General features: G+C 37.4%; 22 protein-coding genes. 20 read left to right on the top strand and 2 right to left on the bottom strand.

Translation table 11 applies throughout. From position 1 onward, the window contains the following. Entirely contained in the window at positions 1-207 is a 207-nt protein-coding gene (locus LEGAS_RS06700; protein WP_010382901.1) for a hypothetical protein, read from the top strand. 2 nt (positions 208-209) lie between these two features. Further along, positions 210-944, top strand: a complete 735-nt coding sequence (locus tag LEGAS_RS06695) for a CPBP family intramembrane glutamic endopeptidase (RefSeq protein ID WP_013231787.1) — start codon at positions 210-212, stop codon at positions 942-944. 58 nt (positions 945-1,002) lie between these two features. On the opposite strand, the gene LEGAS_RS06690 is transcribed toward LEGAS_RS06695, so the two are convergent. After that, positions 1,003-2,100 (bottom strand): aminopeptidase P family protein, encoded by a 1,098-nt coding sequence (locus LEGAS_RS06690; protein ID WP_013231786.1) that lies wholly within the window; start codon positions 2,098-2,100, stop codon positions 1,003-1,005. 208 nt (positions 2,101-2,308) lie between these two features. Here LEGAS_RS06690 and ccpA point away from each other — a divergent pair, with 208 nt between their 5' ends. From ccpA to udk, 4 genes are all read left to right on the top strand, one after another. After that, a complete protein-coding gene (ccpA, locus tag LEGAS_RS06685; protein ID WP_013231785.1) occupies positions 2,309-3,316 on the top strand; it encodes a catabolite control protein A in 1,008 nt (335 codons plus the stop codon). Between the two features lie 120 nt (positions 3,317-3,436). Then, positions 3,437-5,296, top strand: a complete 1,860-nt coding sequence (locus tag LEGAS_RS06680; protein ID WP_013231784.1) for an acyltransferase family protein — start codon at positions 3,437-3,439, stop codon at positions 5,294-5,296. Positions 5,297-5,396: 100 nt separating this feature from the next. Next, on the top strand, positions 5,397-6,110 hold the full coding sequence (budA, locus tag LEGAS_RS06675; protein WP_013231783.1) for an acetolactate decarboxylase: 714 nt from the start codon (positions 5,397-5,399) through the stop codon (positions 6,108-6,110). Further along, entirely contained in the window at positions 6,110-6,745 is a 636-nt protein-coding gene (gene udk, locus LEGAS_RS06670) for a uridine kinase (protein WP_013231782.1), read from the top strand. The genes budA and udk overlap by 1 nt, the downstream gene beginning before the upstream one ends. Positions 6,746-6,800: 55 nt before the next feature. Here the strand turns inward: udk and LEGAS_RS06665 are convergent, their stop codons facing one another. Beyond that, the gene (locus LEGAS_RS06665; protein ID WP_013231781.1) at positions 6,801-7,649 is read right to left on the bottom strand and encodes a MurR/RpiR family transcriptional regulator; all 849 of its coding nucleotides are present in this window, start codon (positions 7,647-7,649) and stop codon (positions 6,801-6,803) included. Positions 7,650-7,850: 201 nt separating this feature from the next. On the opposite strand from LEGAS_RS06665, the gene gnd reads away from it, so the two are divergent. The 14 genes from gnd (at position 7,851) to LEGAS_RS06595 (ending at position 25,861) form a co-directional block, all read left to right on the top strand. Beyond that, the gene (gene gnd / locus LEGAS_RS06660; protein ID WP_010016539.1) at positions 7,851-8,759 is read left to right on the top strand and encodes a phosphogluconate dehydrogenase (NAD(+)-dependent, decarboxylating); all 909 of its coding nucleotides are present in this window, start codon (positions 7,851-7,853) and stop codon (positions 8,757-8,759) included. Positions 8,760-8,867: 108 nt separating this feature from the next. Further along, positions 8,868-10,406, top strand: a complete 1,539-nt coding sequence (gntK, locus tag LEGAS_RS06655) for a gluconokinase (protein WP_013231780.1) — start codon at positions 8,868-8,870, stop codon at positions 10,404-10,406. Positions 10,407-10,529: 123 nt separating this feature from the next. Further along, the gene (locus LEGAS_RS06650; RefSeq protein ID WP_010390442.1) at positions 10,530-11,912 is read left to right on the top strand and encodes a gluconate:H+ symporter; all 1,383 of its coding nucleotides are present in this window, start codon (positions 10,530-10,532) and stop codon (positions 11,910-11,912) included. Positions 11,913-12,015: 103 nt separating this feature from the next. Next, the gene (locus LEGAS_RS06645) at positions 12,016-13,446 is read left to right on the top strand and encodes an APC family permease (protein ID WP_010390439.1); all 1,431 of its coding nucleotides are present in this window, start codon (positions 12,016-12,018) and stop codon (positions 13,444-13,446) included. A 57-nt stretch (positions 13,447-13,503) separates the two neighbouring features. Continuing rightward, a complete protein-coding gene (locus LEGAS_RS06640) occupies positions 13,504-14,838 on the top strand; it encodes an aspartate aminotransferase family protein (protein ID WP_013231779.1) in 1,335 nt (444 codons plus the stop codon). A 255-nt stretch (positions 14,839-15,093) separates the two neighbouring features. Then, on the top strand, positions 15,094-17,775 hold the full coding sequence (gene alaS / locus LEGAS_RS06635) for an alanine--tRNA ligase (protein WP_013231778.1): 2,682 nt from the start codon (positions 15,094-15,096) through the stop codon (positions 17,773-17,775). 125 nt (positions 17,776-17,900) lie between these two features. Continuing rightward, positions 17,901-18,152: an IreB family regulatory phosphoprotein gene (locus LEGAS_RS06630; RefSeq protein ID WP_010016545.1), complete on the top strand. Its 252-nt coding sequence runs from the start codon at positions 17,901-17,903 to the stop codon at positions 18,150-18,152. Beyond that, on the top strand, positions 18,152-18,583 hold the full coding sequence (gene ruvX, locus LEGAS_RS06625) for a Holliday junction resolvase RuvX (RefSeq protein ID WP_013231777.1): 432 nt from the start codon (positions 18,152-18,154) through the stop codon (positions 18,581-18,583). Before LEGAS_RS06630 ends, ruvX begins: the two co-directional genes overlap by 1 nt. A gap of 114 nt (positions 18,584-18,697) precedes the next feature. Further along, positions 18,698-18,994, top strand: a complete 297-nt coding sequence (locus LEGAS_RS06620) for a DUF1292 domain-containing protein (RefSeq protein WP_010383309.1) — start codon at positions 18,698-18,700, stop codon at positions 18,992-18,994. Between the two features lie 192 nt (positions 18,995-19,186). Then, on the top strand, positions 19,187-20,659 hold the full coding sequence (locus LEGAS_RS06615; RefSeq protein WP_013231776.1) for a cytochrome ubiquinol oxidase subunit I: 1,473 nt from the start codon (positions 19,187-19,189) through the stop codon (positions 20,657-20,659). Further along, on the top strand, positions 20,659-21,672 hold the full coding sequence (cydB, locus tag LEGAS_RS06610; protein ID WP_010383308.1) for a cytochrome d ubiquinol oxidase subunit II: 1,014 nt from the start codon (positions 20,659-20,661) through the stop codon (positions 21,670-21,672). The genes LEGAS_RS06615 and cydB overlap by 1 nt, the downstream gene beginning before the upstream one ends. A gap of 111 nt (positions 21,673-21,783) precedes the next feature. Continuing rightward, positions 21,784-23,502, top strand: coding sequence for a thiol reductant ABC exporter subunit CydD (cydD, locus tag LEGAS_RS06605; RefSeq protein WP_013231775.1), 1,719 nt, complete (start codon positions 21,784-21,786; stop codon positions 23,500-23,502). Further along, positions 23,502-25,229, top strand: coding sequence for a thiol reductant ABC exporter subunit CydC (gene cydC / locus LEGAS_RS06600; protein ID WP_013231774.1), 1,728 nt, complete (start codon positions 23,502-23,504; stop codon positions 25,227-25,229). The genes cydD and cydC overlap by 1 nt, the downstream gene beginning before the upstream one ends. After that, on the top strand, positions 25,229-25,861 hold the full coding sequence (locus tag LEGAS_RS06595; protein WP_013231773.1) for a glycoside hydrolase family 73 protein: 633 nt from the start codon (positions 25,229-25,231) through the stop codon (positions 25,859-25,861). Before cydC ends, LEGAS_RS06595 begins: the two co-directional genes overlap by 1 nt. Positions 25,862-25,909: the final 48 nt, after the last annotated feature.

The following is a 25,909-nucleotide window of genomic DNA, read 5'->3' as shown; positions in this document are numbered from 1 at the left end:
ATGAAAAATTGGTTTGCTCGTGTCATACTTGGCGTGATAACACTGATACTATTTCTAGGCATTTTTTTGCTGAGTGATAGTCAACATTGGCCTGCTCGTGTCACAATTGGTTTGACAATCATTTTATTTGTCATGGTTAATGTTGGATTTACCTGGCTTTTTTGGCAATCGCGTAAGCAATACTTAAATGAAGAAGAGGACAAGTAGATTTGCTTGATTTAACGCACGAACCGCAACCAAAATATTTTTTTCAAAGAATGATAAATTTTATTATTGTCACTTTGTTAATCATGATAGCGCCAGTACTATTAGGTATTGCAACATTACAAAATTCTGTTGCACGACAAGTATTTTTTGTCCTGCTAATGTTTTTAATATATGGTGTAATTGGTTATTACGCTTATCGCTTGTTAAAAAAAACCACGATAAAACCTATTTTCCATAAACCAAATATAAGATATTGGCAGCATATTTGGTTTATTATGGGTGCTTTTCTTGTCATGATAGTTTTAGAAACAACTATTAATCTTTTACGAATAAAATTAACCGGTGTTTCGACAACGGCAAACCAAACAGCTATTGAAAAATTAACTTCAAATTTGAATGTGACGATGGTTGGTGTGGTTATATATGGGGTTTTTTTGGCACCTATTGTTGAAGAAATCATTTTCCGAGGGCTAGTCATTAATTATTTTTTTCGCCGATCATGGTGGTGGGCCAGCATTATTTTATCCGGCCTGTTATTTGCCTTTCCACATATGGGCCAGATACCGACCAACCTGGCTGATTTATTGAGTTATTTGATTTATACGAGTATGGGTATAGTGCTGGCGGTGGTATACAAAAAAACTGGTAACTTACAAGATAGTATCATGATTCATTTTATCAATAATGCTATTACAATGTTACCACTGCTCATTATGGCAATTAGTAAGGCTATGTAATATAAAAGATGTCCCTAACTAAAATATTTTAGTTAGGGACATCTTTTATATTGATTAATCAAAATTTTAATAATTCTTTAGATGTATGAGTATAGGAAACAAAGCCATCATGGCTCATGTAGCCTGAATCTTCAATTCGGACGCCAGCAACACCTGGAATATAAATACCTGGTTCAATTGAAAAAACCATGCCTTCTTGTAGTATAAGATCATTGCCAGCCATGATTGATGGAAATTCATGAACAGATGATCCAAGACCGTGACCTAGACGATGTACAAAATAGTCACCATAACCTGCTTTAATAATGATATCACGCGCAATTTTATCCAGTTCGCTAGCAGTCATGCCGATTTTTGCTTGTGATTGGGCGGCTAGCTGGGCTTCTAGTGTCACTGCATGAATTTCTTTAGCCTGGCTGCTGACATCTCCAAAGGCTACTGTACGAGTGGCGTCAGAAGCATAGCCTTCTGTCATTGTACCTAAATCAAACAGTGCCATATCTCCTTGTTGTAGGGGACGTGTTGAGGTGGCGCCATGAGGGTCGGCAGCATGATCACCAAATTGTAGTAATGTATCAAAACTCATGGCAGGGACGCCAGATTTTTTGAGATCATATTCTATTTTTGCTGCAACTGCTAATTCTGAGATGCCTTCAGTTAATGTGCGGAACCCAATGTCAAATGCACGATCTGCATCATGACCAGCAGCAACCATATGCTTAATTTCTGATGGGGTTTTAATCAGCCTTAGATGGTTAATTTGATCAGTAATATCACTATTGAACGAGGCTGATGGATAAGCCGATTGTAGCGCATGATAGCGTGAAATTGATAGGTTATCGGCTTCAAGTGCAAAAGACTGACCTGATGTTGCATCTTTGATATGAGTTACAAGTTTCTCCCAAGGATTTTCGTGATCTTCATAACCAAATGCTTGAAAACGCCAACCACTCTCTTTCATGCTGTTGACTTCCAAGGCCGGACCGAATAAAAAAGGTGGCTTTCCTGAAAAGAGTACGAGTGCCAGTACACGTTCAATAGGATCTGACTCAAATCCGGATAAATAGGCAATGCTATGAAAATCAGTTATTATAGCGCCAGTAAGTGCTTTTCCTTCAAGCCAAGTTGTTAATGTTACTATTTTTTCCTCATTCATAAGATAGATCCTTTTTTAAATTATTTATTAAGTATATTTTAACACTTACAATAAAAATTATCTTTTCTTGTAACAAACAGAAACCAATGATGAAAACTTGTAAAAATGGCATTGTAAGCGTTTGCAATTTGCTTTTTTTTTGATATAATAGGAAGGGGTCAATTATGAGGATTTTTAATTGAATAAAAAATAACAAAGAAGGTCAATTATGCAGAAAAAAAATTCAGCAACAATTTATGATGTCGCCCACCGTGTCGGCGTATCTTTAGCAACAGTTTCTCGAGTTGTTAATGGTAATAGTAATGTACGAGACTCAACAAAGCGTAAGGTTTTAGATGCAATTGAGGAACTTGGTTATCATCCCAATGCTGTTGCACGTGGGCTGGCATCGAAAAAAACAACGACAATTGGTGTTGTTATGCCAGACATAACCGATGTTTATTATTCGGAATTAGCGCGTGGCATTGATGACGTGGCAAATATGTATCATTATGATGTGCTGTTAACAAATACTGATGAAGATCCAGTACGTGAAACAATGGCTGTGAATAATTTGGCAAGTAAGCAAGTTGATGGTATTATTTTCATGGGAAACGAGCTGGATCATGAAGTTGTTAATACAATTTCTGGAGTCAATGCACCAGTTGTTTTGGCAGGCTCTGTTGACAGTGAAAAAAAATTACCAAGTGTCAACATTGACTATGTAGAAGCCATTAAAGAGGCCATGGAAGCGGTCATTAAAAATGGTCACGATCGTGTGGCCATCGTGACCGGACCAGTAGAACATGCAATTAACGGCATGCATCGTTTAGTCGGCTATAAAAAGGCACTTGAGGAAGCGCAAATAGAATTTGACGACTCTTTACTGTTTTCAACGCATCAAGATTATGCGGCAGGCCTTCAGGTTGCTGAAAAAATTCTGGCTACGGGTGCGACAGCAGCGCTTACATATGATGATGAGGTTGCAGTTGGTATCATGAACTATTTGCGTGATCATGGTAAAAAAGTTCCTGAAGACTTTGAAATTATCACATCAAACGACACTAAATTTACGATTATAACACGGCCACAAATCACTTCAATAGGACAACCTAAGTATGATATTGGTGCTGTTGCTATGAGAATGCTGACAAAGCTAATGAATAATGAAACGATTGAGCTCACACAGGTTAAACTACCGCATACTTTAGAACGACGTGGCACGACACTTAATTAAAATTATACGTTAGAGAAATATAACCGTAACAATTGACATTTAAGCGTAAAAAAAGTAAACTGGTAAAAGTGGTTTGCTTTTTATTTTGAGTAAATATACTAGGGAAGGCTTATTTTTCAAATGGGAAAAAGACGTTACATTACAGGCTTTGATGGGTTACGTGCGATTGCAGTTATTGGTGTGATACTCTTCCATCTGATGCCAACTAAAATTATTGGGGGCTGGCTGGGTGTGCCACTTTTTTTTGTGCTCTCAGGATATTTAATCACAGATCTTTTGATTCAAGAATATGACAAGACTCAGTTTATTGCACCTATAAAATTTTATATTCGACGACTAAAACGTCTCTATCCGGCTTTGGTTTGTATGTTACTGATCAGTACTACAATTATTTTGTTGTTTGATCAACAACTTATTTACAACTTGCGACATGTATTGATTACTAATCTTTGTTATGTGTATAATTTTTGGGCTATTAATAATGGGCAATCATATTTTCAGCAATTTGGTGGTGCTTCACCGTTTACACATTTGTGGTCATTATCAATCGAAGGACAATTTTATTTTGTTTGGCCGTTTGTTGTGTGGGGTGTGTTGAAGTTGCGCTTTAAAAAGACATATGTTTTTCTATCTTTGTTGCTTCTTTCAGGAATAAGTGCGATTTTAATGGCTGTTTTGTATCAACCAGATGCAATCAATCGCGTATATTATGGCACAGATACACGGTTATTTGCAGTTTTGCTAGGATCTGCGTTAGCATTTATTTGGCCATCAACTGCATTACGACCAGTAGTAAATAATAAAGCGCGAAATTTACTTAATAGTACAGGAACCATTTCATTAATAATTATGATTGGTGGGTTTTTGTGGCTAAATGGGCAAAAAAATGGGACTTATCAAGGTTTAATGTATCTGTTCACTATTGTGATTACTGTTTTAATCGCAGTTGTTGCGCATCCAGCTTCGTGGTTTTCAAAAATATTTGATAACAGATTCTTAAATTATCTTGGTAAACGCAGCTACAGTATCTACCTTTATCAATTACCAGTATTCGTTTTTTATGAAAAATTTGTGCCAAACTATAAAACATCTTTCTTAAACATGATGATTGAGATATTAATAGTTCTTGGTATTAGTGAGTTGAGCTATCGATATGTTGAGAAATTTTTCCGTTACACCAAGTCATTTAAAAATATCGCACATTGGTTTGTAGCATCACGTAATCGCTTTTTTGGTGGTGTCATTGTTATTTTGATATATATGTTGTTTCTAGGAAATGGGATAATTGATCATCGTGCGGGCATTGCGTTACCAGAAACAAAATTACAAAAAACATTGAAAAAGAATGAGATTGAAGTGGCTAAGCGCAATGCAATGGCTGAAAAAGAAGGGCAGACATCTACCTCTAAAAAACAAAAAAAGGCAACATTGACAACTGATCAAAAAAATATTGTGTCAACTTATGGTTTAAAATCAGAACAATATCTTGCTTTTAAAGATTTGCCATTTAAAGCAGTTGGGGATTCCGTTATGCTAGATGCGGCGCCTTATTTGCAAGAAGTAAACAATAATATGGTAGTTGATGCCGAAGTTGGTCGGCAATCTTATCAGACGCCTCAAATTATTGAGCAATTAGCTAAAAATGGGAAACTTGCGCCAAACATGTTGATTGGATTAGGAACAAATGGCGACATTAAACGGACAGATTTAGACCAAATAATGAAGATTTTTGGTAAAAAACGACAAGTTTATTGGATGAATAATTTTGTCCAGAGCCGTTCATGGCAAGATGAAAATAACAAAATGCTATTGGAAGCTGCAAAATATTATCCAAATCTACATGTGATTAACTGGTTCGAACTTGCTGAACAACACACTGACTGGTTCGCTGATGATGGCGTGCATCCAGGCGCAGTAGGCGATCGTAACTATGTGCGCTTACTAGTGGAGAAAGTTAGCCACGTAAATCATATTAAATAACATGTCTAGGTCTTTACAGTCTGATTATATTCGCTTAGAATGAGAGAGAATATAAGTATGGAGGAAGTGTGTAGATAGATACACACGTAAAAAATAAAAAATGACTAGTTTATATCAACATGGTACGTTAGCAATGCTTATGGGTAAACAGCTTCAGGGAACAATAACAGCTGGTGAACTTTTAAAACATGGTGACACGGGTATGGGTACACTGACTGGACTCAATGGCGAAGTAATTATTTTAGAAGGTCAAGTTTATCAGGCACAAAGTGATGGCCAAGTTAATCATATTACAGACTTAGACACGTTATTACCATTTGCATCAATTCATTTTTATAAGCCAACCCAAACTTTACCCTTTGATCAGGTTGATTTTGAAACACTGAGTGATAAATTAAAATCAGCACAATTACAAAATATTTTTTCATCAGTTAAATTTCATGCTGATTTTTCGCGGATGCACGTTCGCATTGCGCCACAACAAGTACCACCATTTCCAAACCTATTAGAAGTTGCCACAAATCAACCAGAATTTGAGGTGGCAGATATATCAGGTACTTTAATGGGTTATTATGCACCTGAAATATTTAATGGACCAACAGCAGCTGGCTGGCATTTACATTTTTTGTCCGATGATAAATCTTTTGCGGGACATGTTTTGGATTTTTCGGCAATCAATGTGAGTGGTACCTTACAAATATTTGACGAATTTGTGCAGCATTTTCCAATTGAAAATACGGGCTTTCGAGGCATGTCACTTGACATAGATGGTTTACATGCTGGGATTGAAGCCAGTGAAGGAGGAAAACAATAATGGTTCAAAAACCATTAGTGATTGGTATTACAGGTGGATCTGGTTCGGGCAAGACAACGGTTAGTCGTGAACTAGTGCGCCGTTTAACAGCGGATGGTTCTTCTGCAATTTTGTTGCAACAGGATTCATATTATATAAACCAATCTGAAAAACCAATGTCTGAACGTATATTAACCAACTATGATCACCCAGATGCTTTCGAGACAGATTTATTTGTTTCGGATTTACGTCGCTTATCACGGCATGAATCTATCAATAAACCAATATATGATTATGAGCAGTATACACGTTCTCAAGAAGTTGAAAGTGTTGGGCCGGCGGATGTTGTAATTGTTGATGGGGTCTTACTATTTAACGATGCGCGTGTGCGCGATTTACTTGATATGAAAATTTTTGTTGATACAGATGATGATATCCGGTTTTTACGTCGCTTAGAACGTGATATCGAAGAGCGAGGTCGCACTGTTCATGGTGTGATTGAACAATACTTGGCGACTGTTAAACCAATGTACCATCAATTCGTTGAACCAACGAAACGCTACGCAAATATTATTGTCCCAGAAGGGGGCGAAAATTTAGTAGCAATTGATATGTTAGCAAATCAAGCCAAGGCAATGATTAAGCATGCTAAATGATGGCTTATAGCCATGACATGACTAAAAAAAGATTGTCCACATTGGGCAATCTTTTTTAGTGTGAACGTGTTTCTTCAATAACATTGCGCATAGTATCAACAACATTCTGTGTGTTTTTAGATAATTGTGAACCGACAATTGTAAATAAAGTATCAATAATAGTAATTTGAGCAATAAGAGAACTCATAGATTCACTTCGAAAATTGATTTCTTCAGCAAGTGAGAGTAAAACTAGATCAGCTATTTTAGATAAAGGTGAATCAGCAAAAGAAGTGATTGCAATCACTTTAACGCCGTTTTCTTTTAGTTTTTGAGCAATAAGTAAGGTATCTTTATTACGACCTGAGTGAGAAATGACAACTGCAGCATCATCTGCATCTAATTTGACTGCTTGCATCAGTTGGATATCATAATCAGGATGTGCTATAACATCAAGTGGCGTACGTAAAAACTTGTGGTAAGCATTAAAAGCTACAATAGACGAGCCGCCTATGCCAAAAAAACCAACACGTTTAGCTTGAATCAAGTAATGGCTGGCATCATCTAGCAAGGCAGGTGTTAAATTATTAATGGTCGCATTTAGTGCATTAGTTGCGCCAGCAAAAACTTTTTGTCCAATCGCTGCAGTATCATCCTCATCAGTAATTTCACCAAAAAAGTCAGATGTCGTTGATACTGGTGTGCTTGCCAACGCAACAGAAAAATCACGAAAAGAATCGAAGCCAACTTTTTTTGCAAAACGAGAAATAGTTGCAGTAGACACACCGGATCCAAGAGAAAGCTCTTGAATAGTTGACTCTCCTGCAAGATTAGTTTCTCGAATGACATAATCAATTAATTTGTTTTCGGTTGTATTGAATTGTTTTTTTTGAGCACGAAGTTGCGCTATAATGTTGCGTGACATAGTTTAATATTTCCTAAATTAGTTTAGTTGAAAGGGGTAAAATACGATGTTTTTACAATATAGTAACCATTTGCAATGTCGTTTGAATACACTAAGTATACAAGATTAGAAAATTATTTACAATAATAGGTTGCAATATGTAAATAGTTTTCATATAATGAGTATGTACCAAAAATACAAAAAATAAGAGGTAAGTGAAACATGAAGTTTGCGATGATCGGCCTTGGTAAGATGGGCTTGAACTTAGTTAAGAACGCTGTTGATAATGGTCATGAAGTTGTAGCATTTGATTTGAATGCTGATTTCGTTAAGGAAGCAACCGACTATTCATCATCAGTTGAAAGTGCATCAGACATCGATGATATGTTGTCAAAGTTACCTTCACCAAAGGCTGTTTGGGTAATGGTACCAGCAGGTATCCCAACAAACTCAACAATCGATACTTTGATTGAAAAGATGGACAAGGGCGACATCATTATTGATGGTGGTAACTCTAACTATAAGGATAACTTGGAACAAAACAAACGCACAACTGCTGCTGGGATCAAGTTCTTTGATGCTGGAACATCTGGTGGTATGAGCGGTGCCCGTAATGGTGGTAATTTCATGATTGGTGGCGATGATGCCCAAGCTTGGAAGATTATTGAACCATTGTTTGAATCAATTGCTGAAGAAGATGGTTACTTGTATACAGGTCGTCTTGGTTCTGGACATTATTTGAAGATGGTTCATAACGGTATCGAATATGGTATGATGCAAGCAATCGCTGAAGGCTTTGAAGTTTTGGAAGCGTCACAATTTGATTATGATTATGAAGCAGTTTCAAAATTGTGGAACCACGGATCAGTTATCCGTTCATGGTTGATGGAATTAGCCGAAGAACAGTTTGCCAAGGATCCTAAGTTAGACGCCATTGCTGGTCGTATGCACTCATCTGGTGAAGGTCAATGGACTGTTCAAGAATCATTAGATCTTGGCGTGCCAGCACCTGTTATCTATTTGTCTCTTGCAATGCGTTACCGTTCATTACAAGATGATACCTTTACAGGTAAGGTTGTTTCAGCTTTGCGTAACGGCTTTGGCGGACACGCAATGGATTCTTCTAAATAATTAATGATATAAATGCTGTTCAATAGTTGAACAGAGGCTCCCGCTAAGGGAGCCTTTTCTGTTTTGAGTGAATATTGTTTAGCGGTTAGCAAAGAGTTAGGAAAAATTATGGAATATATGATTGGCGTCGATTTAGGTACAACAGCGACAAAAGCAGTTTTATTTGATGATCAGAATCAAGTTGTGACAACTGTTAGCAAAGCATATCCGTTATACCGTGACTTACCAGATATGGCTGAAGAAGATTTAGATGAAATCTTTGATGCGCTAATGGATGCCTTGCATGACATTGTGCGTGAAGCCCACTTTAAGAAGGAGGATGTGGTTGCTGCCGTCTCATTTTCATCGGCTATGCATTCATTGATAGCATTTGATGAGAATTGGCAACCATTAACTCGTGTTATTACATGGGCTGATACACGTGCTGTAAAGTACACAGAAAAATTAAAAGAATCGGGTATTGGTGACGAAATTTATAAAAAAACCGGGACACCAATTCACCCCATGGCACCTTTATCAAAAATACTATGGTTGCAAGCAGAACACCCTGATATTTATAATCGTGCCGCACATTACTTAGGGATCAAAGAATATTTGTTCCACCGCTTGTTTGGTACAAATAAAATGGATATTTCTTTGGCTTCAGGCACTGGCTTGTTTAATATTTTCAATCTTGATTGGGACGAACAAGCCTTAAAAGTTACTGGTGTGCATAAAAAACAATTACCAACACCAGTTGAGCCATATGAATATGAAACTGAAATGGCGACAGAGTATGCTGTGATTACGGGCCTACCAAGTAGTACACCATTTGTTTATGGTGCAGGTGATGGCCCCTTATCTAATTTAGGTGTTAATGCGGTTAAACCTGGTGTTGCAGCAATTACGATTGGAACGTCGGGTGCTATTCGCGTCGTTTCAGATCAACCGGTGATTGATCCAAAAGGTCGGACATTTACTTATGCTTTGGATAAGGACCATTGGGTAATTGGCGGTCCTGTTAACAATGGTGGGGATGTCTTTCGATGGGCGCGCGACAATATGTTTGATGCCGAAAAATCAACGGCTGCTTTGCTTGGAACGGATGCTTACGATTTAATGACACAGATTGCTTCGCGTGTTCCTGCGGGTTCTGAAGGTTTGATTTTTCATCCCTATTTAGGTGGCGAGCGTGCACCCATTTGGGATGCAAACGCTCGTGGCTCATTCTTTGGTTTAAATCACGCACATACACGAGCACACATGTTGCGAGCAGTTCTTGAAGGTATCACATTTAATATTTATATGGTTAGCTTAGCGTTAGAAGAAGTTGTTGGTGATCTCAAGTCAATTCAAGCAACTGGTGGATTCGCACGCTCACCATTGTGGCGTCAAATGTTTGCTGATATTTTTGAACAACCTGTTACTGTGCCAGAAGCGTTTGAGTCTGGGGCGTTAGCTGCAGTGATTATGGCACAAAAAGCTTTGGGAAAAATTGATGACTTATACGAAATTGAAAAGTATGTTGGTCATTCAAATACTTATCAACCAATGCCTGAAAATTTTGATGCCTATCGTGAATTAGCGCCTATTTTCATTCGTTTATCTCGACAGTTACAGACTGAATATGAGAATATTGCAAATTATCAAAGAAAACATGCTAAGTAAATAAATACGGAATAATAAATGAGTCAATTAATCTTTTCATTTTTGATTCATTATATCTCGACTTATAATAAATAATTGTTTAGGAGAAAACGCGTTGTTAAGGATACGCGTTATATAAATAACATGGAATTTGTCATGTTGATTGTATCAATTTTGATCTTATTGCTCTTAATAGCTAAGTTCAAATTAAATACATTCGTTTCATTAATTATTACAGCTTTTATTTTGGCTTTGCTACTTGGGATGAAACCTATGCAAATTCCAGATGCTGTATTAGGATCACAAGGTGTTGGAAATATTTTGGGACCTAATTCTGTTATCTTTATTTTTGGTGGCATGATTGGGCGACTAGTTGCCGATGCCGGTGGTTCATATCGTATTGCTAAAACTTTGATTGATTGGTTTGGTGTCAAGCGATTACAGTGGGCAGTATTAATTGCTTCGTTTATTATTGGTATTTCAATGATTTTCGGTGTGGGAATGGTATTATTAATTCCTATTGTGTTCGCTGTTGCGATTGAATCAGGGGTACCATTACTTTATTTGGGTGTTTCGATGACTGCCGCACTATCATCTGCACAAGGATTTCTGCCACCTCAGCCAGCACCGACAGCAGTTGCATCAGCATTGGGTGCTAATATTGGTATGATGCTGATTTTTGGATTAGTTGTCTCAGTTATCACAGCCATTGTTGCAGGACCACTATTTACAAAATTGGCACAAAAGTATGCGCCTGATGCATTTCAATTTAAAACTGAAATTGCCGCAGTGGGCCCTGTGAAAGAATATGATTTAAAGGCAACACCTAACTTTGGGCTATCTGTGTTAACGTCGGTATTTCCGTTAATATTTATGATTATTGCCACAATTTATAAATTGATTTATACAGGTGGTGTGACGCCTAAAAATCCTACTCTGATGGATCAAATTATTGAATTTGCTGCTAATCCGGCAGTTGCAATGACGATTGCTTTGATTTTTGCAATATTTACAATGGGTATTTGGCAACATAAGTCGATGACTGAAGTAGGCAAGTCACTGAATGCCGGTATGGCAGCAGTTGCTGGTATTTTGTTAATTGTTGGTGGTGGCGGTGCACTGCGTGGTGTATTGGTGACATCAGGCTTGTCAGATAAAATTGCATCGACATTCCAGTCTGGTGGCGCCATGAGCCCCATTGCTGTTGTACTATTTGCTTGGGGTGTTGCAGCAATTTTACGTATTTCAGTTGGATCAGCTACGGTAGCTGGTATGACAGCTGCAGGTATTGTGACAGGTATTTTAGCTGCTAATCCAGGTAATACACTATTACCAGTATTCGTGGCATTAGCTATTGGTGCAGGTTCACTCATTGCTTCACATGTGAATGATGCCGGCTTTTGGATTTTTAAAGAGTTTTTTGATTTATCAGTTAAACAGACTTTTCAAATTTGGACAGTGCTTGAAACGATCATTTCAGTGACTGGACTAATAATTATTTTAATAATGACGGCTATATTTGCATAAAGTGCTTAAAACAGAATTTCGATTCTGTTTTTTTATTGACAATAAGATTAGAAAATGTTAATATTATCAAGTAACTTTTGTAACCTTTGGAGGGAATAAATATATGTCGGAATCAAAAACAAAAACTGGGTGGTTTCATAAAGCGAGCCCATCGAGCTTTGCTATTAGTGATGCACACCTACGTAAAACACTAGGGGTTAAAGAAATGTTGGCACTGGGGATTGGTACAATTGTATCAACTGCCATCTTTACACTGCCTGGTATCGTGGCTGCGAATCATGCTGGACCAGCGGTTGCAATCTCGTTTGTTATTGCTGCCATTGTGTCTGGACTGGCCGCTTTTGCTTACTCTGAATTTGCGTCCGCTCTACCATTTGCTGGTTCAGCTTATACTTGGGCAAATGTTGTTTTTGGAGAAGTATTTGGCTGGATTGCTGGCTGGGCGCTTTTAGCGGAATATTTTATTGCCGTTGCCTTTGTCGCATCTGGTTGGTCAGCAAACTTTAAACTATTTCTTGGATCACATAATCTCGTCTTACCATCTGCTTTAGCAGGATCTTTTGCTGCTGGACATGGCGGAGTGGTTGATATTGCTTCGTTATTTGCAGTTTTAATCGTAGCTGTCTTATTGTGGCGCGGGACAAACACAACTGCTCGTGTCGAAAATGTATTGGTTGTTGGTAAAGTATTAGTTATTTTGATATTCATTGGTGTTGGTTTAACAGCCATTCATCCAGGTAACTATGTACCATTTATTCCAGCTCATAAGGCTGGGACAGACTTTGGTGGTTGGTCAGGTATCTTTGCTGGCGCCTCACAAATTTTCTTGGCTTATATTGGCTTTGACTCTATTGCTGCCAGTTCAGCTGAGGCGAAGGATCCCAAAAGAACAATGCCGCGTGGCATTATCGGTTCTTTGATTATTGCAACAATCCTCTTTGTAACAGTATCATTGGTCTTAGTTGGTATGTTCCATTATTCAAAATACGCTAATAATGCGGCTCCTGCTGCATGGGCATTATTGCATTCTGGGCATGAATTTACGTCTAATTTGTTATCAATTGTGGCTTTGATTGGTATGTTTACAGCAATTATCGGTATGATGCTTGCTGGTTCACGATTATTGTATGCTTTTGGTAGAGATGGTTTATTACCTGGTTTCTTAGGAAAAGTTAATGATAGAGGTCTTCCTAACAATGCTTTGTTAGTATTATCGATTATTGCAATTTTGATTGGTTCTGTATTTAGTTTTACAGAGTTAGCTGGCTTGATTTCTGCCGGTACATTGATTGCATTTATAATTGTTTCACTTGGGATTTATGCATTGCGTCCGCGTGAAGGCAAAGACATTCAAGAACCAGGCTTTAAAATGCCATTTTATCCAGTAATGCCAGCGCTATCAGCATTAGGATCTGGCTTTATTTTCTATGAATTAGACAATCAAGCAAAATTTTATGCTTTTGGATGGTTTGTCATTGGTTTAATTATTTACGCTGTTTACGGTGCTAAACACAGTAAAATATCACGCAAATAAATGTCAAAAGTCCTGCGAAATCAGGACTTTTATTGTAAGCAAAAAGGGGGGAATTGCATGTCAAAAAATCAAGATATTCTGAATGAAGAAAAAATGCATTTAGCAGATGCAACTCGAGTTAAATATTTTGATATAGTCATTGATCATGGTCAAGGAGCAATAATTACCGATGCAAATGGTCGTGATTATATTGATCTTTTAGCCAGTGCTAGTGCAACTAATACTGGACATTCACATCCAAAAATTGTGGCAGCGATTACTGCCCAAGCAAAAAAACTTATTCAGTATACACCGGCCTATTTTGCTAATACAACGACGGCCGCTCTAGCGAAGCGATTGACTGAATTGGCACCTGGAAATTTTGATAAACAAGTTGCCTTTGGTAATTCAGGTTCAGATGCAAACGATGCGATGATTAAATTTGCTCGAGGATTCACGGGTCGACAATATATTGTGAGCTTTACTGGTGCTTATCATGGATCAACATATGGTGCATTGTCTATTTCTGGCGTGAGTTTAAATATGGCACGTCATATTGGGCCACTTTTACCAGGAATTGTTAAAGTGCCTTTTCCAGATCAAACGCAAAGATTACTCGGAGAATCGGACGATGATTTTTCGGAACGCTTATTTAAACAATTTAAATTACCATTTGAAACTTATTTACCTGCAGATGAAGTTGCTCTAGTCATCATTGAACCGATTCAAGGTGATGGTGGTATTATTAAGGCACCACAAAAGTATATGTCATTAGTTTATGAATTTACTAGAGAAAATGGCATTGTTTTTGCTGTTGATGAGGTTAATCAAGGTTTAGGACGGACAGGAAAGATGTGGTCGATTGACCATTTTGGTATTGCACCAGATATGATGAGCATTGGAAAATCAATTGCCAGTGGCCTGCCATTAAGTGCTGTTATTGGCCGTACTGAGATTATGTCAAGCTTGTCAGCACCAGCTAACGTCTATACAACCGCAGGTAATCCTGTTACCGCTGCAGCGGCATTGGCAACACTAGATGTCATTGCAGAAGAGCATCTGGTGGCGCGTTCTGAAAAATTAGGATTACTAGCGCAAGAATTTTTTGAACAAGCAGCAAAGCGCTATACGTTTATTGGCGATGTGCGATTATATGGATTGAACGGTGGAATTGATATTATAGACAGTTCTGGTATGCCGGATAATGTGGCAACTACAAAGTTAATTTATCGCATTTTTGAATTGGGCGCGATTATGATTAGTTTACGTGGTAACACCTTGCGTTTCCAACCACCATTGGTGATAACAGAAAAACAATTAACTCATGCTTTTAATATCATGGAACAGGCATTTAGTGAGTTAGCACACGGCCAATTGACTTTGCCAGAAACTGACAATCATATTGGTTGGTAATGTGCTATAATAATTTATGAAATCTGAATATGCGAAATTTTTAGAACGTCAAATTAGAAATGTGTTGGTTAATGTAAAACACACGTCGTGAATTTTGTGCTCTCAGGTCATATTGTAACTGAAAAGTTACCGCGCCTCAGCGTTATGAGATTTAAAGGTAAAGATTAAAGATCATTACAAATTGCGGTGGTACCACGGTCACGCGTCCGCACTTTGTTATGGTCTTTTTATAGTTAAATTAAGGAGAAATTAATTATGAAAGAACTCAATTCCTCACAAATTCGTCAAATGTTTTTAGACTTTTTTGCATCAAAGGGCCATGAAATTGTGCCTTCAAAAAATCTTATTCCACAAGATGATCCAACTTTATTGTGGATTAATTCAGGCGTTGCGACTTTGAAAAAATATTTTGATGGATCAGCTGTGCCAGAAAATCCAAGAATTACCAATGCACAAAAGGCCATTCGAACTAATGATATTGAGAATGTCGGTAAAACAGCACGACACCATACATTATTTGAGATGATGGGTAATTTCTCAATTGGTGATTATTTTAAAGAAGAAGGTATTCCTTGGGCGTGGGAATTATTAACAAGTCCTAAGTGGTATGGCTTGGATAAAGAACTTTTATATGTCACAGTTTATCCTAAAGACACTGAAGCTAAAAAAATATGGCAAGAAAAAACAGATATTCCAGAAGGACATATTTATGAAGTAGAAGATAACTTTTGGGATATTGGCGAGGGACCATCAGGACCAGATTCAGAAATTTTCTTTGATCGCGGTAAAGATTTTCAGGATTTACCTGACAACGATCCTGAAATGTATCCAGGTGGCGAAAATGAACGGTATTTAGAAATTTGGAACATTGTCTTTTCACAGTTTAATCATCTACCAGGTTTGACAGATAACGCCCAATACCCAGAGTTACCACATAAGAATATTGATACTGGTATGGGCCTTGAACGAGTGGTTTCGGTTTTCCAAAAAGGGCGTACTAACTTTGATACAGACTTGTTTTTACCAATTATTAAAGCAACAGAAGCTCTGTCAGATGGTTTTAAGTATGATAGTCTTGTTAACTCAGAAAGTAATACAAGCTTTAAGGTTATTGCCGATCATATTCGTGCGGTGACATTTGCAATTGGCGATGGGGCACTACCTTCTAATGAAGGACGTGGTTATGTCATTCGACGTTTACTGCGTCGTGCGGTTTTGCATGGCCAAAAATTAGGTATAACAGGTGAGTTTTTAACACAACTAGTTCCTGTTGTAGGTGATATTATGCAAAGTTATTATCCAGAAATTTTGGAAAATACGCCTAAAATTCAAAAAATAATCGCTGCTGAAGAAAAACGTTTCAATGCAACATTAACAGGTGGCTTAGCGCTGCTAAACCAGGTCATTAATCAGGCTAAGGCAGAAGGTAAGACACAACTATCAGGGATTGATGCTTTTAAATTATCTGATACCTATGGTTTTCCTTTGGAATTAACACAGGAGCAGGCTGCTGAAGCTGATTTGACTGTGGATATTCAAGGATTTAATGATGCGCTTCAAGCACAGCGTACACGCGCACGTGCTGCTCGCGCAAATGACAAATCAATGGGCATTCAAAACGCAGTATTAACGGATTTGAAAGTTGCCTCTCAGTATGTTGGTTGGTCAGTCACCGCAGTTGATAATGCCAAAATTATGGCTATTATTGGTCAAGATGATCAAGGTGTTGATGCTTTATTAAGTTCAGCTGTTAAAGGTCAAAAGTTACAACTCGTATTTGATAAAACACCGTTTTACGCAGAGATGGGTGGACAAGTGGCTGACTATGGTGAGGTATTAACTGCCACAGGTAAAGTTATTGCGCGTGTCATTGATGTGCAAAACGCGCCAAACGGGCAACATATTCATACAGTCGATGTACTGTGTGATTTTAAGTTGACTGACACAGTAAATTTGCAAGTAGATATGGCACGCCATATTGCAGTATCTAAAAACCACACGGCAACTCACATGTTAGATCAATCTCTGCGAAATATTATTGGTGGTGACATACATCAAGCTGGATCACTTGTGGAACCTGAATACTTACGTTTTGATTTTACCAACGAAGGCCCTGTTTCAGAGGAAAATATAGAAAAAATTGAAACGTTGATGAATCATGAAATTGCTAATAATTTACCTGTGTCATGGTTAGAAACTGATATTGAATCAGCTAAAAAAATGGGTGCAGTGGCTGTGTTTGGTGAAAAATATGGTGCATTAGTTCGTGTTGTATCAATTGGCGATTTCAATAAAGAGTTCGATGGTGGCACACATGTCAAATCTACTGCAGAGCTTGGCTTGTTTAAAATTGTTTCTGAATCAGGTATTGGTGCAGGTGTTCGTCGTATTGAGGCAGTAACAGGTTTACAGGCTATTGCTTTGTATCAGGCAGAAGAAAATGCGTTAAAAGCCATCGCGACGACTGTCAAAGCGCAAAGACTAACAGATGTTCCTTCGAAAGTGGCCGATATGCAATTAGAATTGAAAGCAACGCAACGCAAGTTAGAGTCATTAGAGTCTCAATTAGCCAACGCTGCTGCTACTGAAGTATTTTCTGATGTAAAAACAAGTCATGGGCACTCATACATCACAGCACAATTACAAGTTTCAGGAATGGATGGTTTGCGACAGGTAGCTGATAATTGGAAAATGAGTTATCCTTCAGATGTTTTGGTATTAGCTGCCACTGTGGATGGTCGGGTTAATCTCATTGTAACGGCATCACCAAGCGCAAATGCTGCGGGTATTAAAGCAGGAGAATTAATTAAAGCTATTGCCCCACGAGTTGGTGGTGGCGGTGGTGGGCGCCCTGATATGGCACAAGCGGGTGGCAAAAATCCTGCAGGTATTGCTGAAGCGTTTGCTGACGTGGCTAACTTTTTAGCTAAAGTGTAACCAAAAAGTTGGATTCTTTACCTAATTGTTATGTTACGGTTATAATAATTGGGTATAGTAGTGGTGAGCAACAATTTTGATCGCTTAAGATATCATAAATTTTTTCAAGGAGAGGAGCGTGTACGATGTCAGTAGGAGATGAAACAGCCATATTTGATTTTGGTAATCAAATGCCAAAGGATATTCATGATACATTAGAAATAGTTTATAACGCCTTAGAAGAAAAAGGCTATAACCCGATTAATCAAATTGTTGGTTATTTAATGTCAGGTGATCCAGCTTATATTCCGCGCCTTAATGATGCACGTAATTTAATTAAGCGTCACGAACGTGATGAAATTATTGAAGAACTTGTACGCGCCTATTTAAAAAAATAATGCGCATATTAGGATTAGATGTTGGAAGTCGTACAGTCGGTGTATCAGTTAGTGACCCCATGGGGTGGACCGCACAAGGCGTTGAAATTATTCGTATTAATGAGGACGAAAATGAATTTGGTTTGCAGCGACTTGGTGAAATTATCAAGGAAAAGCAAGCCAAATCTGTCGTTGTTGGTTTACCAAAAAATATGAATAATTCTGAAGGGCCACGAGCAGAAGCTGCACGCAATTATGCCAAGATGGTCGAAGAACGTTTTGAATTGCCAACAGACTTTCAGGATGAACGACTTACCACTGTGCAAGCGGAGCGTATGTTAATTGAAGAGGCAGATGTCTCACGAAAAAAGCGAAAACAAGTAATTGATAAAATTGCTGCCGAGTTTATTTTACAAAATTATTTGGATGCTAATGGTAAATTAACAAAATAAATCAGAACAACGTTTCTATACGAAACGTTGTTCTTACGTTATAATAAAGTTATTAACTTTGAAGGGAATGCGTGAACAAGCTGGTATCATGAAGTGGTTCACGTGCTAATAAATATGGCAAATCAAAACGAAATACAAAACATCACATTAGTTGATGAAAATGGGGATGAAACACTGTATGAAATACTGTTCACATTTCACTCTGATGAGTATAGCAAAGACTATATTTTGCTTATTCCAGAAGGTGTTGAAGATGATGAAGAAGTTGACATCCAAGCTTATATTTTCAATCCTGATGAAAATGGGGAAGCCACTGAAGAAGATTTGATTCAAATAGAAGATGATAAAGAATGGGACATGGTTGAAGAAGTGTTAAATACATTTTTAGACGATGACAACAACTTCGAATAAATACTGAAGACGCAGTTTGCGTTTTTTTTGTTACAAAAATTTAACAACTTAACTGCTTATCAAGTGATAAACTAGAAAATGGAGATGATACAGAGAATAAACAATATCTCTTAGTATCTTTGAATAGTTAAAAATGAATGATGAGTTACTTTTCAGTAAAGATAAGCGCTGGTCATAACTTTGGAGGAACGCATGGTTACATTAGTAGGCATTCTGGATTTAGCAAGATTTCAGTTTGCAATGACAACGATATTTCACTTTTTCTTCGTACCAATGTCAATTGGTTTGGGTGTTGTGGTATCAGTTATGGAAACATTGTATGTCATCAAAAAAGATGAGATGTACAAAAAAATGGCACAATTTTGGGGCAAAATATTTTTACTGAGTTTTGCTGTTGGTGTTGTGACAGGTCTAATTCAAGAATTTCAATTTGGTATGAATTGGTCTGCATATTCAAGATATGTCGGAGATATATTTGGTTCGTTGTTAGCCATAGAAGCCTTAGTGGCCTTTTTTGCTGAATCAACGTTCATTGGCTTATGGTCATTTACTTGGGATCGATTTAAACCAGGTGTCCATGTTTTGTTAATTTGGATAACGACCATCGGATCTGCGATATCATCGCTTTGGATTTTGGCTGCAAACTCGTTCATGCAAAATCCTGTTGGCTACGCCATTGATAATCATCTGGGACGCGCTCAGCTAGTTAGTTTTAGTGCGCTACTTAAAAATAAACAATTATGGGTTCAATTCCCACACGTGGTTGTTGGAACACTAGTTACAGCTGGTTTCTTGGTTGCTGGTATGTCTGCATTCAAATTATTAAATTTGAAAAAAGGTGATAGCCAAGTCCTGTTTTTCCGGAAATCAATTAATATTGCTTTGATTATTGGTATGATTGGAATAGCTGGTGCACTAGTGACAGGTGATCGACATGCTTTTGATTTACAATCTATGCAACCTATGAAGTACGCAGCGATGGAAGGTGTCGATGAAACAATTAAATCATCTGATAGAAAAGACAAAGCTCAGCCATGGTCGCTCATCGCTGTTACGAATCCAGATACACACAAAGTTATTGCAAAGATAGAAATACCATATGTATTATCAATCTTGGGTCATCATTCATTAACCGGTGGCGATACAGTTGGTACAACAGAACTTGAAAAGCAATTCCAAAAGAAATATGGTAAAACACATGGTGATATTAAAAATTATTATGTGCCTGAAAATACATTGTTTTATGCATTTCGTGTCATGACCGTTGGCGCTGGTGGCTTACTCATGTTAGCAATTGTTGCACTGTGGATGAACCGTAAAAAATCTCAACTTATTTTGACACAGCGCTGGTTTTTGTGGATTTTAGGTATTTGCATTTACGTACCGTTTGCGATAAACACTGCTGGTTGGCTGGTAACAGAACTTGGTCGTTATCCATGGGTTGTTTATGGTTTAATGCCAATTAGTGATGCCGTTTCACCAAATGTTTCGGTAGCCTCACTCCTGATTTCAAATATTATATACTTTTTGACTTTTGCAGTAATTGGTGGTGTGATGGTTTGGTTAGCACGTAGAGCATTACATGCAGGACCATACGCTGAAGAGGAGGCACAGTTGTCACAAAGTGATCCTTATAGTCATTTATCAGAAGGGAGTGAAGCTTAATGAGTACTTTGGAAATTGTTTGGTTTGTTTTGATTGGTATTTTATGGGCAGGCTTCTTCTTTTTAGAAGGTTTTGATTTCGGTATTGGCATGCAATTTGTTCTTAATGCGCGTGATCAAAAAGATCGTGACGCTTTGTATCAAGCTATTGGTCCAAACTGGGATGCAAACGAAGTGTGGTTAGTTACTGCTGGAGGTGCCATGTTTGCAGCCTTTCCATTTTGGTATGCCTCTTTATTCTCGGGATTTTACTTAATGCTATTGATTGTTTTATTATCATTAATTTATCGTGGCGTGTCATTTGAATTTCGTGAGCAAATGCCAACAATTCAAGGGACGCAACTTTGGGAACGTTTAATTGCACTAACCTCATTTTTAGTACCGTTCTTTTTGGGTATGATTTTCACCGCTATGGTGTCTGGGACACCAATAGATGCTCAGGGTAATTTATCGGCAGGATTTTTTGATTATGTAACACCCTTTACATTAGTTGGTGGTGTGGCAGTATCGTTAATGAGTTATGTGCATGGTTTGAATTACACACGATTGCGTATAGATGGTCCGTTACGTAATCGGGCAATGACACAGTTGAAATATTTGTACCCAATTTTACTAGCTGGTGAGGCGTTGTTTGCCGTATTGTTATTTTTCTACACAGATTTTATACAGACTAAAACAATATTAATGCTTATTCTTTTGTTAACACTTGTTTTGACAACTGTCATAGGTTGGGTATTAGCTGTGAAAAGACAGCAAGAAATTGTACCATTTATCTTGTCTGGTCTAACATTGATTGAAGTGGTTGTGTTACTATTTACTGGACTATTTCCACGTGTTATGGTGGCCAATAATCCAGTACACACATTAAATATTGCGATGACTTCATCTTCTGCTTATACATTAAAGGTCATGACCATTGTTGTGTTAATAGCGTTACCCATCACGCTCGGTTATCAAATTTGGAGTTTCTGGGTTTTCCGTAAACGCATTGTGTCACACAAAGTGGTAGAATAAAATTAGCAAAAACGTTTACAATTGCATGTAGGCGTTTTTTATTTTAAAATATATTCAGTATATCAAAAGTTTTTTAAAAATTAGCATCAATAGGTGTAGGAATAAAGTAAAATGATAGACAAAAGACTTTTTAAACTTGAAGGCATCATAAGTACGTTATTGGTACTCGTGTTTATGACTGGGATTCAAGGCTTGGCAATCTTGGCACAAGGTATATTCATAGCAAGAGCAATTGTTGATTTCTGGCAGAACAAATTATCATCTGAAACGAGCCTTAGCATTGCTTTATTTGCGCTAGCTTTTCTTGTACGACAACTTTTAGTTGTTATAAAAAATAAATATATGGCAGTTTATGCTGACAAGGCGGTTGAGACTTATCGCATTAAGCTGTTAGAAAAATATACAGAGATAGGATCAACTATAATTGCTGATCAAGGAACTGGGAATGCGGTGACAACTCTTGGTGTTGGTTTAGATAACGTTAAAAACTATTTTCAACTTTTATTGATTAAAGTATTTGATTTAAGCATCATTCCTTGGTTGATTTTAATGTATATTTTGTATACTAAATGGGAACAAGGACTGTTTTTACTGTTAATTTTTCCAGTGGTAATTATCTTCTTTGTCATTTTAGGTTTGGCAGCACAGAGCAAAGCAGATGCAGAGTTTGTTAACTTTAAAAATTTAAATAATCGTTTTGTTGATGCATTACGTGGTTTACCAACTTTAAAACAACTTGGATTGGCAGATCAGTATAGTGATGAAATTTATCAAATCTCTGAAGATTATCGAAAAACAACTATGCGAACGTTACGAATTGCAATGACGTCAACTTTTGCTTTAGATTTTTTTACGACACTGTCCATTGCCGTTGTTGCTGTTTTTTTAGGATTTGATTTGTTGAATGGTGAGATGACACTTTTACCTGCTTTAACGATATTAATTCTAGCACCAGAGTACTTTTTACCATTGCGTAATTTTTCTGACGATTATCATGCGACATTAAATGGTAAAAATGCTTTAACTGATGTATTGTCAATGATTGATAGACCGACAATTGAAGATCAAGATAAATTGGCGTTAACGACGTGGCATAATCAGACACAATTAACTTTATCACACGTTGATTTTTCCTATAGTGAACAAGCCGTTTTGAAAGATATTAATATACAAGTTACAGGTTATCAAAAAATTGCCGTCGTGGGCGAAAGTGGCTCAGGCAAGTCAACTTTACTTAATATTATAAGTGGCTTTTTATTACCAACTGATGGGCAAATTAATGTTGCGAATCAAACAATTCCGCATTTGGCCCAAGTAGATTGGCAGAAGCAATTCTTTTACATGCCACAGCATCCTTATATTTTCCATGACACACTCAGAGAAAATATAACGTTTTACGCGAAAAATGTAACGGATGAAAAAATAAGAATTGCTACGCAAAAAGCTGGGTTAACCGAATTTGTTAACGAATTACCAGAAGGTTTGGATAGTATTGTTGGCGAGAGTGGTCGACAGGTTTCTGGTGGACAAGCACAAAGAATAGCCTTAGCAAGAATGCTACTAGATGATCAGCGAAAAATTTTATTTTTTGACGAACCAACTGCGCATCTGGATATTGAAACTGAATATGATTTAAAACAGACCATGGCACCGATTTTGTCTTCACATTTGGTTTTTTTTGCAACGCACCGCCTGCATTGGTTAGATCAAATGGATTATGTTTTAGTAATGCGACATGGCAAAATAGTAGAACAAGGCGAACCAAAACAACTGCTAGCAGATGGTCGCAGCCAATTAAATCAATTACGTCATGACTTAGGAAGTGTATAGTGAACAAGATAAAGCATTTATTAGCACGCGATCAATGGATTGTACCTTTTTTGAAGACACAAAAATCGGGCTTTTTTTGGTCGATATTGCTAAATTTATTAACCATAGTAGCTGCTAGTGCGCTAATGTTTGTTTCCGGCTACTTGATATCACGAGCAGCACAACGCCCTGATAATATCTTGTTGATTTATGTGCCGATTGTGCTAACGCGTGCTTTTGGTATTGCACGTCCGATTTTTCGTTATGCACAGCGGCTAGTGTCACATAACTGGGTATTACGTTTTGTTTCAAAGTCTCGTCAACGTCTCTACGAAAGTGTTGCTAGTACAGCCAGCAGCATTCGTGGACGATTTCAAACAGGAAAAGTTTTAAGCTTGCTGGCAGATGATTTAGATCAGTTGCAGAATTTGTATTTAAGAACACTATTTCCATTAGGCACCGGTTTATTAGTATATTTGTTTGTTAGCGTGGCTGTTGGGACTGTTAATTGGCTATTTATGCTATGGTGGTTAGTCATGCTGACTATCATTATGATTATTGTACCTACGATGAGTTTTTTGATGAATCGCGCACGAGTGCACAAACAAAAGCAATTACAGTCACAATTATATACTGATGCAACTGATGCTGTGTTGGGTTTACAGGATTGGGTGTTATCAGGTCGACAAAAAGATCTCGTGGCGCAACAAGGCTATATAATGGCTAATTTGGCGAGAACAAAAAATGCTGGTATGGCATTTGGTTGGTGGCGCGATTTTGTGCTTCAAATGTTAGTTTTAATTTTGGTGATCACTACTTTAATATGCGTTGGTTGGCAATTTAAAAGTAACCATATGGCGGTTAATTTCATTGCTGCCTTTACATTGGCAATATTTCCCCTTGTTGATGATTTTATTGGAGTCAATCAAGGTGTTAGTGAGGCATCTTTTTATGAAGATAGTATTGAACGTTTGAATACTTTGCCACGCCCAGAAGCAAGTCAAATAGAGACGGGAAAATTGAACGATACAACAGTGATTTTGAATCATGTCACTTTTAAATATGACAACAAAAAAATAATTGATGAAGTTGATTTAGTTGTTCATCCAGGTGAAAAAATAGCCTTATTAGGGCGATCTGGTTCTGGAAAAACAACACTCTTAAAATTGATAGCTGCAGATATTGCGCCACTGTCGGGTAGCATTACTATTGGGAACCAGCCAGTTAGTCAATTACAACAACAATTATCAACACTCGTGGCTGTATTAGATCAACAATCCTATTTATTTAACACATCAATTTTAAATAATGTGCGCATGGGTAATATAAAAGCCACAGATGATCAGGTGAAACTGGCGATTAAACAAACCGGTTTGCAGCCGCTAATTGACAGTTTGCCAAATGGATATGAGACACAAATGCAAGAGGCAGGGGCTAGATTTTCAGGCGGCGAACAACAACGTTTTGCTTTAGCTCGTATATTGTTACAAGATGCACCCATTGTTATTTTAGACGAACCAACTGTTAGTTTGGATCCAAAAACCGAATATGAGGTGTTAACACAAATTTTTAAAGTATTACAAGACCGAACGATTATTTGGGTAACACATCATTTGACAGGTATTGATTATGTCGATAAGGCATATTTTTTGGAAAATGGCCGGTTTGTACTGGCTGACACACCTAAAAATTTGCGTAAAACATCAGCTCATTTTCAGCAATTATTAGCAATGGATGGCATTAATTAATGGCAAAAAAAAGAAAAAGACGTACAAAAAAAAGATTATTAAAATTAAATTTATGGTTATGGGTGAGTAGTATTTTAATTATAGCAATTGGGGCCACTTTTTGGTCGCAAACGCTTATTTATGATAAGCAACAACCCCAAAGTCAAGATGCAGTACGTCAACAAAAAATTGATTGGATTAATCAGTTGGCGCCGTATGCTAGACAAATGCAAGAAAAGTATGGTGTTATTGCGTCGATTAGTATTGCGCAAGCTATTTTGGAGTCGGATTGGCATACGTCAACCTTGGCAACACAATATAATAATTTATATGGTATTAAGGCTGATGCGAATCAAAAAAGTGTCGTTTTACCAACACAAGAATTTGAAAATGGCCAGTGGGTAACAATCCAAGGTCGTTTTGCAGCCTATGATACATGGCAAGCGAGCATGAAATCACATGCAAAACTACTGTATCATGGAACAAGTTGGAATACTGCACAATATCAACATGTCTTAAAAGCACGTGATTATAAATCAGCAGCTCAGGCATTAACCCAAGATGGTTATGCAACTGATCCAATGTATGCAAAAAAATTAATTGCAATTATTCAAGAATGGCAATTATCGCGTTTTGACATACCACAAAAGTAAACGAGAGTTATCTCGTTTTTTTATTTTTTATAGCGAACTGATGTTCGC

Source organism: Leuconostoc gasicomitatum LMG 18811 (assembly GCF_000196855.1).
Classification (GTDB): domain Bacteria; phylum Bacillota; class Bacilli; order Lactobacillales; family Lactobacillaceae; genus Leuconostoc; species Leuconostoc gasicomitatum.
The sequence above is the reverse complement of the archived record's forward strand: the minus strand, read 5'-3'. Positions and strand labels throughout refer to the sequence as shown.